At 40.5% G+C, this 15,667-nt stretch carries 15 protein-coding genes; 13 read left to right on the top strand and 2 right to left on the bottom strand.

The window, feature by feature from the left end; all coding sequences use genetic code 11:
- The first annotated feature begins 5 nt into the window (after positions 1 to 5).
- The 11 genes from BGO42_RS08940 (at position 6) to BGO42_RS08990 (ending at position 11,764) form a co-directional block, all read left to right on the top strand.
- Positions 6 to 5,084, top strand: a complete 5,079-nt coding sequence (locus BGO42_RS08940) for a DUF4132 domain-containing protein (protein WP_273246816.1) — start codon at positions 6 to 8, stop codon at positions 5,082 to 5,084.
- 111 nt (positions 5,085 to 5,195) lie between these two features.
- Positions 5,196 to 6,617, top strand: a complete 1,422-nt coding sequence (locus tag BGO42_RS08945) for an RtcB family protein (RefSeq protein WP_273246817.1) — start codon at positions 5,196 to 5,198, stop codon at positions 6,615 to 6,617.
- Between the two features lie 104 nt (positions 6,618 to 6,721).
- Positions 6,722 to 7,498, top strand: coding sequence for a 3'-5' exonuclease (locus BGO42_RS08950; protein WP_273246818.1), 777 nt, complete (start codon positions 6,722 to 6,724; stop codon positions 7,496 to 7,498).
- Positions 7,499 to 7,517: 19 nt separating this feature from the next.
- Entirely contained in the window at positions 7,518 to 8,129 is a 612-nt protein-coding gene (locus BGO42_RS08955) for a fumarylacetoacetate hydrolase family protein (RefSeq protein WP_273246819.1), read from the top strand.
- Entirely contained in the window at positions 8,129 to 8,473 is a 345-nt protein-coding gene (locus tag BGO42_RS08960) for an Hpt domain-containing protein (protein ID WP_177733035.1), read from the top strand. Before BGO42_RS08955 ends, BGO42_RS08960 begins: the two co-directional genes overlap by 1 nt.
- Before the next feature lie 70 nt (positions 8,474 to 8,543).
- A complete protein-coding gene (locus BGO42_RS08965; protein ID WP_177733037.1) occupies positions 8,544 to 9,791 on the top strand; it encodes a competence/damage-inducible protein A in 1,248 nt (415 codons plus the stop codon).
- 79 nt (positions 9,792 to 9,870) lie between these two features.
- Positions 9,871 to 10,107: a 50S ribosomal protein L28 gene (gene rpmB / locus BGO42_RS08970; RefSeq protein WP_177733039.1), complete on the top strand. Its 237-nt coding sequence runs from the start codon at positions 9,871 to 9,873 to the stop codon at positions 10,105 to 10,107.
- Positions 10,108 to 10,131: 24 nt separating this feature from the next.
- On the top strand, positions 10,132 to 10,314 hold the full coding sequence (gene rpmG, locus BGO42_RS08975; protein WP_177733041.1) for a 50S ribosomal protein L33: 183 nt from the start codon (positions 10,132 to 10,134) through the stop codon (positions 10,312 to 10,314).
- A 9-nt stretch (positions 10,315 to 10,323) separates the two neighbouring features.
- The gene (locus BGO42_RS08980; RefSeq protein ID WP_177733043.1) at positions 10,324 to 10,476 is read left to right on the top strand and encodes a DUF4295 domain-containing protein; all 153 of its coding nucleotides are present in this window, start codon (positions 10,324 to 10,326) and stop codon (positions 10,474 to 10,476) included.
- Between the two features lie 145 nt (positions 10,477 to 10,621).
- Positions 10,622 to 11,575: a signal recognition particle-docking protein FtsY gene (gene ftsY / locus BGO42_RS08985; protein ID WP_177733045.1), complete on the top strand. Its 954-nt coding sequence runs from the start codon at positions 10,622 to 10,624 to the stop codon at positions 11,573 to 11,575.
- Between the two features lie 6 nt (positions 11,576 to 11,581).
- A complete protein-coding gene (locus BGO42_RS08990; protein WP_273246820.1) occupies positions 11,582 to 11,764 on the top strand; it encodes a hypothetical protein in 183 nt (60 codons plus the stop codon).
- A gap of 5 nt (positions 11,765 to 11,769) precedes the next feature.
- Here the strand turns inward: BGO42_RS08990 and BGO42_RS08995 are convergent, their stop codons facing one another.
- Positions 11,770 to 12,870, bottom strand: coding sequence for a serine hydrolase domain-containing protein (locus BGO42_RS08995; RefSeq protein ID WP_273246821.1), 1,101 nt, complete (start codon positions 12,868 to 12,870; stop codon positions 11,770 to 11,772).
- A 118-nt stretch (positions 12,871 to 12,988) separates the two neighbouring features.
- Here BGO42_RS08995 and BGO42_RS09000 point away from each other — a divergent pair, with 118 nt between their 5' ends.
- Both BGO42_RS09000 and BGO42_RS09005 read left to right on the top strand, forming a co-directional pair.
- Entirely contained in the window at positions 12,989 to 13,408 is a 420-nt protein-coding gene (locus BGO42_RS09000) for a lipocalin family protein (protein WP_273246822.1), read from the top strand.
- Between the two features lie 2 nt (positions 13,409 to 13,410).
- Positions 13,411 to 13,707 carry a DciA family protein gene (locus BGO42_RS09005; RefSeq protein ID WP_177733053.1) on the top strand — a complete coding sequence of 99 codons (297 nt, stop codon included), beginning with the start codon at positions 13,411 to 13,413 and terminating at the stop codon, positions 13,705 to 13,707.
- Between the two features lie 39 nt (positions 13,708 to 13,746).
- Here BGO42_RS09005 and BGO42_RS09010 read toward each other — a convergent pair whose 3' ends face one another.
- The gene (locus tag BGO42_RS09010; RefSeq protein WP_273246823.1) at positions 13,747 to 15,666 is read right to left on the bottom strand and encodes an amidohydrolase; all 1,920 of its coding nucleotides are present in this window, start codon (positions 15,664 to 15,666) and stop codon (positions 13,747 to 13,749) included.
- Position 15,667 lies beyond the last annotated feature (1 nt).

Consider the following 15,667-nt stretch of genomic DNA (forward strand, 5'->3'; position numbering starts at 1 on the left):
TAATCATGTCGATTGAAACTTTTTTAAAGCAGAGAGAAATTAAGAATCCTATTGATCAGTATAAGGAAGAACTTCAGCAAATTGTTGAGGAAACCGGGATTTTCAAATTGTTCAAAAAGAAAAAGCTGTCTAAAAAAGCGGCCGCTTTAGGATTGGAATTGATAAAGAAAAATAAAAGCGGATATTATGGAAATGCGGCTATTACTCTTGGCTCATCAAGAGCTGAGGTGTTCAAAAATCTGATTCCGGAAAAAATCTGGGATATCCGCGAGTATTATGACTTACTGATTTATTTCTTTGGAGAAGAAAAAGCAGTATATGTGAAATATGCCTGGGAGCAAATGCCATATAAAATATACCAGAGCAGTTATTTAAGGAGATCGTTCAGAGCTCCCAATGATGAAAATTTTGCAATAATCAATCAGGTTAATTTTCTGATCAATATACTACAGCCGCTATCGAAGTACGATTATAAAACAGGAAAGACCAGTTATTATAATCTGAATATGGAGGAGCATATAGCCTATACTCATGAGTTTTATGGCAATGATAACTTTTATATATGGTCGGCTGCCATCGATTTGAATAACGAAAAAATATTCAGGCTGTTAGAAGAGATTATACAGAATAAAAGTGAAACCGGAAAAGTTTCCAGGGAATGTATTTTAGCATTGCTTAACGCTAAGAACAAAGCCGGCTGGCTGCTGGTAGAGAAATTACTGCTGGCGGCACAACGCCAGGAAGGACTTCGGCAGGTTATCGTGGAAGCTTTGGATGAAGCCAATGTGGAAGCCTTGAAATACATGATAGACGTTATTTTAGAACATAAACTAACCCGCTTTTCTTCAATCGTCAGAGCGGTTGATGTCTGGACCGGTTTAGGCTGGGAGGCCGAAAAGGAAAGCACAATTAAAACAACCTTACAATTTGCTAAAGAATTTTTAAATCATCCTGAGAAAATAGCCCAGGCAATAAAAAGTACCAACAATATTGAGGTTTATATGGCGCTTTGGGCACAGGGAGTGGAGGATGTTGATAAAACCGCAGTATACTTACAGGAACTTCTTGACAAAGGAACAATTGAAAAAAAATGTCTGGCGTTAAAATTCGCAAGTGAATTATACAATCCGGCTATAGAAATGCCTTTATACTATCAGGCCGTAAAAGAACCAAATTTACAGATTCTGGCCTTTTGTTTTAAAGGAATGAATCCCCTTTTAAATGCTAATGCGAAATCGGAGTTTTATATTAATAATGACGATTTCCCTGCTTTTTTTGACCAATTAGATGCGCTTTTAGGGCAGATAAGCGAGAAAGAAAAAGTATTCGACGGAAAGGTATTTTCCTGGCTGAAAGCAAAATTCAACAGGAATGATATTTATGAAGCGATGATCTTATTAGTAGGACAGGACAGGGGAAAACTGGACAGGATAATGGAGAACTTCTCCGGGATGGCTATAAGCCTTAGGGAATCACTAACGCGAAACATCCTGAAAGACTTCTATCAGTATTCGTTTTCGTATGGTGAAAAAAACAATAAAAATATACCTTCTGATTTTCAAAGAGAATTTGCCTTTAAGCTATTAAAAGACAGGGGCGAGGCCATAGTGGCAACAGCCATTAATACATTAAAGCCTCTTAAATTAAATGAAAAGGAATTAAACCTTTTTTTTGAACTGTTTAAAAGAAAAGGAGCGACCCTAAGAATGCACCTGATCGACCTGATATTAAAGCAGGATGACGAACAGCTCAACGCCTTTATCGCAAATCTGTTAACAAACGGTGACAGCGAACAGCGAATGGCCGGTTTGGAACTAATGATAAAATTGAAAGAAGCATCGAGGCTGCTGCCGGAAATTGAAAATTGGACTGCAGCATTCAATAAAAGAGCAAAAATATCTGAAAAAGAGCAAAAAATAATCCGGCAACTTTCAGATCATAACGAAACAGCGATTCTTTCGGCAGCAAATGGCTATGGTTTATACGATCCGGAAAAAATAAGCCCTTTTGCCTTGCCGGTAATAGAAGAAGATAGTTACTATAAAAAAGCGGTAAAAGAAAATAAATATGGTTTTTCAAAACCATTGCACATCATTAAATCTGATTTGGAACAATTGAGTGCGCTTTATTTGAACAATAAGGAATATGAATATACCAGTGAAGATTATTACGGAAAAAAAGAGAAAATACTGTTAGGGAACCGGTTCTCACCAACGAGGTACTCATTTGAAGGACTTTCCTTGAGGGAGAAGTACGAATGTTATCCGTTGTTTGAGCTATGGGAAAAGTGGTATCTGGATTCAAAATTACAGCCTGTAGATTTATTCCTGCTCACATTTGCAGAGCGAAATGACCGGAAAGCCTGGCGGGACATATTGGAAGATGAGGTGTTCTATTTTGCCGACTTTATCCCTAATCCTGATAACAGCCGTTATCAATGGAATAATCCGATCAGTAAAATTTTAGTAGCTTTAGGCGGGATTTACCCGTTTGAAGAGAAAAATAAATACCTGGTGGATGCCTGTATTCAGGTATATTCCAAATTGCCGGATACGGTATTGAAGTATAAAAGAAACCAGGAAGAAACGAGCTATTACAGTTGGAGTCATGATGAGCATGAATATGGCAGCGGATGGCAGGCTGAGCGCTGTTTTAATGTTTTTCTCAATGGCATCGAACTTAAACCTGATGATGAGCTCGCTAAAAAAGTCTGGAATTTATACCGATGGAAACAGTATTCGGGACTTGCTGAAAATATTGGTAAAAATGTGCCGCCGCTTTATGTTTTCTCAAGAGCCTATGAACAGCATCTGGTCACCAAGGACGAACTGATTTCTGCGATGCTGAGACCCAACAGGATTCAATGGCTGTCGGCAGATAAAAAAAATAACAGAGATGCAGATGATGTGTTGAAAGACTTTCCGTTTGTGAAACCTTTTTTTGAAACAATAAGAGAATACCTGCTTGATATTGAATTAAAAAGGAAGAGTTCAGCAACTCCGGTAACGATTTTTGCACAAAACCTTAAAAAGATCTATGGAATTAATCGCTTTAAAGAACTATTGACCGGACTTGGTAAAGCGAGTTTATATAAAGGATATATCTATTCATGGTCGGGTTCCGAAATGAATAAACAGCAATTATTCACCAGTTTGCTAAAGAAATGTTTTCCGTTGCCGGCAGATAATCAGGACGCTTTTAATGAAGCGATCAGAGATAGTGGTATTTCGGAAAACAGATTAATAGAAGCAGCAGTGTATGCACCGCAATGGCAGCAATTTATAAGTAATTATCTGGGATGGAACGGACTTGATGAAGCAATATGGTGGATGCATGCCCACACCAAAACAGCAGCTTATCAGCAAAGCAATGCTGAAGATGAAAGTGAGATTGCCAAATATTCAACATTGGATGTAGATGACTTTAAAGATGGAGCTGTCGATAAAGAATGGTTTGACAGCGCTTATAAAAAACTGGGTAAAAAACGTTGGGAACTCGTTTATAATGCCGCCAGGTATATCAGTGAAGGAAACGGGCACCGTAGGGCAAGATTGTATGCCGATACCATCTTGGGCGACCTTAAAATTCGCGAAGTTACCGCCAAAGTGAAAGATAAAAGAGATCAGGATTATTTAAGAGTATATGGATTGGTGCCGCTGAGTAAAACAAATTCTGAAAAAGACGTATTAGGACGTTACCTGTATTTGCAACAGTTTAAAAAAGAAAGCAGGGATTTCGGTGCTCAGCGACAGGCAAGTGAAGCACTTGCGATACGGGTGGCGATGGAGAATCTCGCCAGAAATGCCGGATATCCGGATCCGATTCGTTTAACCTGGGCTATGGAAACCAAACAGGTGCTGGAAATCCTTTCTGATGCTACCGAGATTAAAATCGATGATATTGTCCTGAACCTTGTTGTGGATAGCGACGGTAAAGCAGATGTTCAGGTATTTAAAGAAGGAAAAATGCTGAAATCGGTTCCTGCCAAATACAAAAAAGAGAAATCGGTTCTGACGCTTAATGAACATAAAAAAGTTTTAAGGGAACAATTCAGCCGTTCGAGAAAAGGATTGGAAGAAGCAATGATCAGGGGTGATGAATTCCATTTTGAAGAAATGGAAGTATTGATACAGCATCCTGTCATAGCCGGACATCTTGAAAAACTCGTTTTTGTGCTGGAAAGAGGAAGTGCTGTTCATATCGGATTCTATCACAAAGGGAATCTGGTTGATTTTGCAGGAGAATTGTGCCCGATACAAAAAGAAGAAACAATACGCATTGCCCATTGCTACGACTTGCATGCTTCCGGAACATGGAGGGAATTTCAGCATTATTGTTTTGAAAAAGAATTGGTGCAGCCGTTCAAACAGATTTTCAGGGAACTCTATGTGCCAACGGCAGATGAGCTGGCGGTAGGTGGTGTTTCAGGAAGATATGAAGGCCATCAGGTGCAGCCTAAAAAAACAGTAGCACTTCTGAAATCCAGAGGCTGGAAGGTGGATTATGAAACGGGATTGCAGAAACTTTACAGAAAAGAAGGTTATACAGTAAAACTGTATGCCATGGCAGATTGGTTTACCCCAAGTGATGTTGAAAGCCCGACATTGGAAACTGTCGAATTTCATGATCTGAAAACCTATAAAAACATTCCTTTTTCAGAAATCGATCCCCGAATTTTTTCGGAAGTGATGAGGGATATTGATTTGGTGGTCAGCGTTGCCCATGTGGGAGGTGTTGATCCGGAAAGTAGCCATTCTACTATTGAAATGAGAGCGGTTATCCTGGAAGAATCCATACGATTGTTTAAACTGGGGAATGTTGAGGTTAAAGGAAGTCATGTAATGATAAACGGAACATACGGAACATACAGCCTGCATTTGGGAAGTGCCGTTGTGCATCAACTGCCGGGAAGATACCTGTCTATATTGCCGGTACATTCGCAGCATAGAGGAAGATTGTTTCTGCCGTTCCTGGATGAAGACCCGAAAACTTCCGAAATTATAGCAAAAGTATTGCTGCTGTCGAGAGATAAAGAAATACAGGATCCGACAGTTTTATCGCAGATAGAAATGTATAGTAATTGATAGTTTAAGGCCTGATACCACATATCAGGCTTTTTTTTTGAAAAAAAAGTTTTACTGCGCAATACCATTGCGTTGATGGGTTGCAATTTTGCCCTGTTAAAACAAAAGAATATGGAAAAAATAACAGGAACCGATTTAATTTCGGTAGGATATAAACAAAATGCCGTTTTAGGAATAGCCTTAAAAATAGCCGCTGCCAATTCGGAAAGCATTGGAAAAGAAGCGCTGTTAATGCATCTGCAAAAGGTAAATGAAAACCCGGAAAATTATCTGGATGACCCGATTCTGGAAGATCTTGCAACGAAGATCATTGAAGAAGCAAATACGCCAAAAGAGGAAATTATACCGCTAAATGAAGTGGCAAAAGAATATAACATTTTTGGCGAACAGCATATAGAAGAAGGAGCCCGGAAGCAAATGCATATCGCCATGAAACTGCCGGTTACGGTTGCCGGAGCTTTAATGCCGGATGCTCATCAGGGGTACGGATTACCTATTGGCGGTGTTCTGGCTACAAAAAATGCTATTATTCCGTATGGTGTGGGTGTCGATATCGGTTGCCGTATGGCGCTGTCTGTTTATGATATCCCGGAAAGCCATTTCTATGAAAATGAGGCAAAATACAAAAGAGAGCTGATTGCCCATACAAAGTTTGGTGCCGGTCACGGTTACCATGGCCGGTATAAATCCAGTCATGATGTTTTGGATAGAAAAGAATTCAGCCTGACGCCTTTTATTAAAAACTTGCAGGATAAAGCCTGGTCCCAATTGGGAACTTCCGGAGGAGGTAACCACTTCGTGGAATTCGGGATCATTGAATTTGCGGAAAAAGACGAAATCCTGAATATTGAAAAAGGAAATTATGTGGCCTTATTAACGCATTCCGGTTCAAGAGGAATGGGAGCGACAATTGCGGGACATTACACCCGGCTGGCAAAGCAAATCTGTAAATTGCCGCAGGAAGCGTCCAATTTAGCCTATCTGGATATGAACTCACAGGAAGGACAGGAATACTGGCTGGCGATGAATCTGGCTGGTGATTATGCTTCGGCCTGCCATCAAGTCATTCATGATAAAATGCAAAAAGCGGTAGGAGCAACGGTATTGGCTAAGGTGGAAAACCATCATAATTTTGCCTGGAAAGAAATCTGGAACAATGAAGAAGTGATTGTACATCGAAAAGGAGCCACGCCGGCAGCAAAAGGAGTGATGGGAATCATTCCCGGATCGATGACGGCACCGGGATTTCTGGTGAGAGGAAAAGGAGAGGCCAGTGCCATCAACTCTGCCTCACATGGAGCCGGGCGTCAAATGAGCCGGACACAGGCCGTGAAAAATATCACTAAAGCCGATATGAGTGCCGTTCTGAAAGAACACGGTGTTACCCTGGTGGGAGCCGGAAGAGACGAAGCGCCAATGGCATATAAAGATATCACAGTGGTCATGGAAGCACAAAAAGAGCTGATTGATGTTGTGGCTAAATTTACACCCAAACTGGTGCGAATGGCGGATGACGGTAGTCATGAAGATTAAAAAAAAGAGACCTGCCGGAATTATTTCAAGCAGGTCTTTTTTTGTGATAATGCTTTTAGTGTAGCGGCAAAACAGTTATATTTGTAGCTATTCAAATTATAAAAATGGAACTTAAATTAAACAGACCTATTTGTTTTTTTGACCTTGAAACGACTGGAATTGATGTGGCAAAAGACCGGATAGTAGAAATCTCGATATTCAAAGTATATCCTAACGGGAATAAAGAAGGGAAAACATGGCTGGTTAATCCGGGCATGCCAATTCCGCCGCAATCAACAGCAATACATGGTATTTCTGATGAGAAAGTTGCCAATGAACCCACGTTTAAACAGCTTTCGGCGCAAATATATAACATGATTAAAGACTCCGACCTGGCCGGTTTTAATTCGGATCGTTTCGATATTCCGCTTTTGGCAGAAGAATTATTGCGCGCCGAGGTGGATTTTGATATGAAAAACCGCGTATCGGTAGATGTGCAGACAATTTTCCATAAAATGGAAGAACGTACGCTAAGTGCTGCCTATAAATTTTACTGTGGCGGAAGTCTTGAAAATGCCCATAGTGCAGAAGCCGATACCCTGGCAACCTATGAAATCTTAAAAGCACAATTGGAGCGCTATCCGGAACTGGAAAACGATATCAAAACACTGTCTGAATTTACAACGCGAAAAAAATCGGTTGACTTTGCCGGATTTATAGCGTTGAATCCGGAAGGACAGGAAATCTTTACGTTCGGAAAACACAAAGGAGCTTTGGTAGAAGACGTGCTGGAAAAAGAACCGGGCTATTTTGGCTGGATCCAGAATGCAGAATTCCCGTTGTACACCAAAAAAGTGCTGACAGGAATAAAACTGCGAAAACTAAACAATAAATTAAGTTAAATAAAACCGGCTTAGCGTTATGAAAATCATCTGTATCGGAAGAAATTACACCGAACATATAGCGGAATTACAAAACGAACGTCCAACGGAACCGGTTATTTTCTTAAAACCGGATACGGCAATTTTGTTGAAGCAGGCACCTTTTTTTATCCCGGAATTTAGCGATGATGTACACCATGAAGTAGAAATTGTCGTAAAAATCAGTAAGGTGGGAAAATATATTGATGCCAAATTTGCGCACAAATATTATAATGAAATCGGACTGGGAATTGATTTTACCGCAAGAGATCTGCAGGCAAAACTGAAAGAAAAAGGATTGCCATGGGAAAAAGCCAAAGCTTTTGACGGTTCGGCGGTTGTCGGAGATTTTTTGCCAAAAAGTGAATTTAATTCACTGGAAAATATTACATTTGAATTAACCAGTAACGGCCAGACAGTACAAAAAGGAAATACCAGTCACATGTTGTGGAAAATTGACGAACTCATTGCTTATGCGTCGCAATATTTTACACTGAAAACAGGTGACCTGCTTTTTACAGGAACACCTGCGGGAGTTGCAAAAGTAAAAGCAGCTGATGTACTGGAAGGCTTTATAGAAGGAAAACAAATGTTTAGAATACAAGTAAAATAATGGCAATACATTATAACTTATCTAAAGTTTACGAAATTTCAGACAATGATGCCGAGTTTGCTCAGCAAATCATTCACCTGTTCGTAGAAGAAATCCCAAACGAGGTAAAACTGATCAAAGAAGGTATAGAGGACAAGGACTTTGTGAAAACATACAGTGCTGCTCATAAAATAAAACCTACTTTGGATTTGATGGGAATGGATCTGGCTTATGACGAAAACCTTCAGATTATGGAGTGGACAAAATCACAAGGCAAAAAGAAAGAAATAAAAGAAGTATTCAAAAGCCTTAAAGAGCATGTTGATAATACTTTAAAAGAAATTAGAAAAGATTATAACTTATAGGCAGTAGCCCGGTACAAAAGGCAGGAATTTCGATATGAAATTTTTGCCTTTTTACATTTACAGATACAAAATGAAAGCCAGTATTGTTACCATAGGAGACGAGATCCTGATCGGACAGGTTGTCGATACCAATTCGTCCTTTATTGCAAAAGCATTAGAGAAAATAGGCGTTAAAGTACATGAAATGCAGTCGGTTTCCGATGACAGGCAGCATATACTGCAAACCCTTTCCCAGTTGGAAAAAAACGTGGATATCGTAATCATCACCGGAGGATTAGGGCCAACAAAAGACGATATTACTAAAAAAACGCTTTGTGAATATTTTGGCGATGAACTGGTAGTAGACCAGAATGTGCTCGCACATGTAGTGGATATCATCGAAAGAGCGTTTAACAGGCCGGCTTCACAGATCAATAAAGATCAGGCATTGGTGCTGTCTAAAAGCACCGTGCTTTTCAATAAAGTAGGAACAGCTCCCGGTACGTGGATGGAACGCAATGAAACCGTTTTTATTTCCCTTCCCGGAGTGCCTTATGAGATGAAATACCTGATGGAAAACGAAGTGATTCCGAGGTTGATAACGCGTTTTAAAAGGCCGTATATCGTTCATAAAACCATATTGACCTATGGTGTGGGCGAAAGCCTTCTGGCGGAACGGATCGAGCATTGGGAAGACAATCTGCCGGAATTTATTAAACTGGCATACCTGCCCAGCCCGGGACGTGTACGTCTTCGCCTGTCGGCTTCCGGTTTGGATGAATTTTTACTGCACCGGGAAATCAAGAGCCAGATTGAAAAACTGGAACTGATCATAAAAAATGACATTGTCGGTTATGACGATGAGGAAACACTGGAAGTTGTTTTAGGAAAACTGCTGACAGAACGAAACCTGACCATTGGCACGGCAGAAAGCTGTACCGGAGGAAGCGTTGCCGCAACCTTAACATCGGTTGCCGGTTCCTCGGCCTATTTTAAAGGCGGTATCGTGAGTTATGCAACAGAAGCAAAAATAAACCTGCTGGGAATACCTTCGGAGGTTATCGAAAAGCATTCCGTGGTTAGTGAGGCAGTCGCGTTGGAAATGGCAGCCAGAGCTCAGAAAATTCTGAATGTGGATTATGCTATTGCAACAACCGGAAATGCCGGTCCGGCTAAGGGAGAATCGGATGCCAGTGTGGGCACGGTTTTTATTGGAATAGCGACTCCTGAAGGTGTTTATGCTGAAGAATTTAACTTTGGGCAACCGCGGGAAAAGGTTGTAGACAGGGCGGTGAATAAAGCTTTAGAAAAAATTTATAAAGAAATTTTAAAAAACTAATCAAAATAGTTTGTGTAATAGGTTTCTTTTTTGTTACTTTGCACCCTGATTTTGAATAACGAATATAAAGATAAGTATAATGTCAAGAGTTTGTGAACTTACAGGTAAAAGAGCGATGGTAGGAAACAATGTTTCTCACGCTATGAATAAAACCAAAAGAAAATTTAGCGTTAACTTAGTTAAGAAACGTTTCTACATTCCTGAAGAAGACAGATGGGTTACTTTACGAGTGTCTACTGCTGCTTTAAAAACAATTAATAAAAATGGTATCGCTGCGGTTTTGAAAGAAGCTAAAGCTAACGGATTTGTAAAATAATCCCACCTAATAATATACATCAAGATGGCAAAGAAAGGTAATAGAATTCAAGTAATTTTAGAATGTACTGAACACAAAGCTTCTGGGGTTCCTGGAACTTCAAGATACATTAGTACTAAAAACAAAAAAAATACTCCAGACAGATTAGAGATTAAAAAGTTCAATCCAATTTTGAAGAGAGTAACTGTTCATAAAGAAATTAAATAATAGTAAGTCATGGCAAAGAAAACCGTAGCAACTTTACAAACAGCTTCAAAAAGATTAACTAAGGCTATCAAAATGGTAAAATCACCTAAAACTGGTGCTTACACTTTTGTTGAGTCAGTAATGTCTCCTGAGGATGTGGATAATTTCTTAAAAAAGAAATAATTCCGATATACAATTTATAGAAAAGCTACTTTCATATGGAAGTAGCTTTTTTATGTTTATATTTGTCGTAAGAATTGTATGAGAAGCGATAATTGCTAAAACGCAAGGCTGCTTTCCGAACACCTAATTTAATTGCATTAGTTAAATGAATTTTTTTAAAAAAATATTTTCATCAGAAAAAAAAGAGACCTTAGATAAAGGGCTTGAAAAAACAAAAACATCTTTCTTTTCCAAGCTTACCAAAGCGGTAGCAGGAAAATCGAAAGTAGATGATGAGGTTTTGGATAATCTGGAAGAGATTCTGGTTTCTTCGGATGTCGGGGTAAATACGACCCTGAAAATTATAGAAAGAATTGAAGAACGTGTTTCCCGCGATAAGTATTTAGGAACAGATGAATTAAACGGAATTCTTAGAGAAGAAATTGCCGGTTTGTTATCGGAAACGAATTCGGGAGAAGCCAGTGAATTTGAAATACCGGCAAACAAGAAACCTTATGTGATCATGGTGGTGGGTGTGAACGGTGTTGGAAAAACAACAACTATCGGGAAACTGGCCTACCAGTTTAAAAAAGCCGGACACAAGGTGGTTTTAGGTGCTGCCGATACCTTCCGTGCAGCAGCAATTGACCAGTTACAGGTTTGGGCAGACAGAGTGGGGGTGCCCATCGTAAGACAGCAAATGGGAAGTGATCCGGCATCGGTAGCTTTCGATACGCTGCAATCGGCAGTTTCACAAAATGCCGATGTGGTTATTATTGATACGGCTGGTCGTTTGCACAATAAAGTAGGATTAATGAACGAGCTGACCAAAGTGAAACGCGTTATGCAAAAAGTGCTGGACGATGCTCCTCATGATGTTTTACTGGTTTTAGACGGTTCTACCGGACAAAATGCTTTCGAGCAGGCAAAACAGTTCACGGCAGCTACTGAGGTTTCCTGCCTGGCCGTTACCAAACTGGACGGAACGGCAAAAGGAGGAGTGGTTATCGGTATCTCCGATCAGTTCCAGATTCCTGTAAAATATATTGGTGTTGGTGAAGGAATTGAAGATTTACAGGTGTTTAATAAATTTGAATTTGTAGACTCATTTTTCAAATAAGAACCAATGAAAAAAGCTCTTGATTTCATTAAGGCAGTAACACCGCTGAAAATGTTTATTACCGGCTGTGTTTTAGGTCTGGCAGCAACGTTTATAGAAAAACCGTTGCCGGGTATATTCTTAGGACTACGATTATTAAGTTTTATATTATGTATCGGAGCCATTATAAAATATTTCAATAAAAAATAAAAGCGTTATTCATATAACGCTTTTATTTTTTGCCATAATACCTCGTCAAAATCCGATAAGGCCATATTGCTGCCATCGGCGGCATCGCCCATCCGGATAACAACCATCTTCCGGGAAGGGATGATGTATATCTTCTGATCGTTTTTACCCAGTGCCATTACCATATCTGCCGGTGCGGAAGGAATGATACTTCCGGGCAGCTGCAGCTGGCTTTGCGGTAAATGATAGCTTGATTTTCCATTCAGCCACCACAAATAACCATAAGCCAGATTGATGTTTTGAGAGGTATTGGTTGCCTCGTTAAAATAAGTTTCGTTTAAAATCGGATCCGTATTCCACCTGCCTTTATTCAGCATCAGTAAACCAAAGCGTGCCATGCTTCGGGTAGTGCTCCAGTAAACGCTCAGTCCGTCGCTGGTGTTGATCCACATTCCGTTCATCCCGATTTTATCCCGGAGCCTGGTATTGAAATAACTGCTGAAAGAAGTATGGGAAGCGGCAGCCACCACATCCTGCAATTTTACATATACATTGTCATAAGCCCATCGCGTTCCGGCATCGGCAGTATAGGTTAAACAATCGGGAGTAACACAATCGCCATTGGCAGCATCGTCCAGTCCGGATGTCATGGTAAGCAGATGCCTGTTGGTAATTAAATTCTCTTTAACCAATGGGGCGCTGGTCCACCCGGTATTCAGATAATCGGATACTTTATTGTTGATGTTCAGCAAACCTTCCTGTTGTGCAATTCCGGTCATTGTTGCCGTAAGGGTTTTGCCGGCACTTGCCCAATACCAGTTTGCCGTAGCGGTATGACCGTTGAAATACTGTTCCATCACGATTCGTCCGTTTACAAGTATAATAAACGACTTGCTGTGCTTTTGATTTAAATAATCCAAAAGCGGCTGTACGGCGTTATTGTTCCAGCCCAGCTCTGCCAGGCTCCTGGTTTCCCAAACGGTGCTTCCGGAGGTTACAGGCGGGAAATACATGCTTTCGCCCGGAGTAACCGGAACAACAGGTGTAGTATCGGAAACGGCTTCATTATCAGCACTGCAGCTCATCAAGCTGATTGCCGTAAAAACAGTAAGGAAAATTCTTTTCATCGGGTGAGGGTTTGTTGTAGGACTCCAAAAATATTAAATAGTTTAATCAGAACTGTTTTTTCCATCTAAATTTAGTTTTTGCCATATTAAAAGGTAAATTTGTAAAAATGTTTATGCCATGAAAAAAATAATTTCGTCATTGCTGATTTGTTTGGTTTTTACAGCTTGTAACCAAAAAATTGAAGATACAGATATCGCCAAAATTAACGGCTATTGGGAAATCGAGAAAGCGGTCATGCCGGACGGAAGCAGTAAAGAATATTCAATTAATCCTACTATTGATTATTTTGAGATAAAGAACAACAAGGGATTTCGTAAAAAAGTGATGCCGCAGCTTGACGGGACTTACCTGGTGAGTGAACTGGACGAAAAAGTAGCTATTGTAAAAGAAGATAAGCATGTATATTTAAAGTATACTACGTCTTATGCGAAATGGAAGGAAGAGCTGGTAAAAATATCCGATGAGGAACTGGTTCTTAAGAATGAGCATGATATGGAATACCATTACAAAAAAGCGACTTCATTTTCAATTAAATAAGCATGGCGAAACGATTTAATGAAGAATCTCCGATAGGGGATGTTTTAAAGCAGTTCATTCAGGATAACCGCTTGCAGTCCGGGATGGATAAGATTGATGTAAGGGATGCCTGGAAAAACCTGATGGGTAACGGTGTAAACAACTATACTACAGAAATAGCTTTAAAAGGAACAACCTTGTATGTTGCCCTTTCTTCGGCAGTGCTTAGGGAAGAGCTGAGCTACGGAAAAGAAAAGATTATCGCAATGATCAACGAGGAATTGCGGAAAGACCTGGTCAAAGACTTGGTATTACGATAAAAAAAGCAGGATATTACTCCTGCTTTTTTGTTTTGATTTCTAAAAGGCCATTGCGGCTTTTTTAGTCTTTTTGTAAACACTGGTACCGCCTTTCCAGGTTTCCAGTACCGGAATGTTACGCAGCTTTTTATAAGCGATATTCAACAGTAACGGATCTTCTTCGAGGATCACAAAATCGGCGAAATAACCTTCCTGTAATGACCCCACCCATTTATCGGCATGACATTGCCAGGCGGCATCATAAGTAACGGCTAATAACGCCTCTTCAACGGTTAAGCGCTCTTTCGGATTTAACACATTATCCGGATAGGAAGCCGGTGAACCTTCCATGATACGGGTAATGGACTGTTCCATTAAACGCAGCGGTCCAAGCGGACTAACACTGTGGTCTGTATGCAGTGTTATTCTTAAACCGGCATTCAGGGCAGATTTACACAAATCCAGTTTTTCGGCTTTATCTTCAAAAATGGCTTCAAGGAAAGCATAACCCCAATAGCCGACATGCCCGATCAGGAAGCTGGGAACTATCCCCAAATCTTTCATGTCTTTGATCTGGTCGTCCGTAAGGATAGAGCAGTGCTCAATACGGTGCATGCGGTCGGTAATGACTTTCTTTTTATCGGAAGCATCCTTAAAGGCATCGCGGTAAACCTCAATCGCATAAGCAACAGCAACGTCACCGTTAGCATGGATCATTAACGGCCACTCTTTTTCGGAAACAACCCTTTTAACCAGCGTTCTGTAATCGTCCGGTAACTCCTTCGGATGCGGGTCCGATTCCGGGAAATTGAAAGCACCGTAGTTATTATCCGGATTACAGCAATATTTTTCAGACTGATAGCCGGTTAATCCCTGATTGGAACCATCGGAAATAATCTTGATACTGCCGTAATAAACATCTTCATAGTTTTGAACCGGGACATAAGTCGCAAGACTGTCAATTTCTTTCGAAGTGATCGTCTGGGCAGCACCGATCCGTACTTTTCGCTGATGGAAAGTCAGGTATGTTTCCAGTATTGTTTTCTGCAAAGCATTCATACCGGCATCATACATAAATGTAATACCTCTTGAAACAGCTGTTTCGAACTGCTCGTTCAGGTTACGGAAGATCGATAAGGCGGCTTCGGCTATCTGAAAGGACGGTATGCTCTTTAAAGCCGGTGCGATACCCACCTCTTCCTGAAGCTGCCCGTTTGTTTTGGCTTTATAATCTTCAAAAGTAGGATAAACAGGCTTTAAGGCTGCTTCATTTTTTTCATATACAATCTTTAACGCTTTGGTGTTCACATAAGCCGTATGCATCGAAGCACTGGTCATGAATAACGGATAATCGCGTACAATGGTGTCCAGATAATCACAGTCGAAAGTAATCAGCTGGTTCAGTCCGCCGGGAACATCACTTTTCTGAAAAGGCATTAATGCCGGGTCCACACCGCATCCTAAAATCCAGCTGCCTATGGAAAGCTTGGTCTGATGCTTTTTGATGTACGCTTTTATTTGCTTGCTCAGCCAGGTTTTGTCGTAAACCTTTCTCAGGTCCTGACCTTTATAAGGACCCAGATCCAGCCAGCTTCCGGTTAGGGCAGAAGGAACTATATGTACATGGGGTTCGATCAGGCCCGGTAATAAAGTCTGCTGTTTTTTTAATTTTTTAGTTTTATGAGTGATTCCGTTGGAGTTCATCGTGTCTGTTACCGATTGTAAAGTGCCCACAGCAACCACTTTTCCGTCATGAATCCCGATAGCTTCTACGGTATCCATCTTTCCGTTGATCAATGGTCTGATCGTACCGCCGTGAATTACTAATGATTCCGATTCAGGGGCAATAGCCAGATCCCGGTTTTCGGAAAGTTTGGCAATTTGTGACGGGCTGAATAAATCCTGCTCTAAAGTTTTAAGAATAGGGCTGTTGCAGGAACAATGGGTGCAACCATGATGAATGCTTTCATGCTGACTCATA

It is taken from the genome of Flavobacterium sp. 40-81 (genome assembly GCF_001898245.1).
In the GTDB taxonomy this organism is placed as follows: Bacteria; Bacteroidota; Bacteroidia; order Flavobacteriales; family Flavobacteriaceae; genus Flavobacterium; species Flavobacterium inviolabile.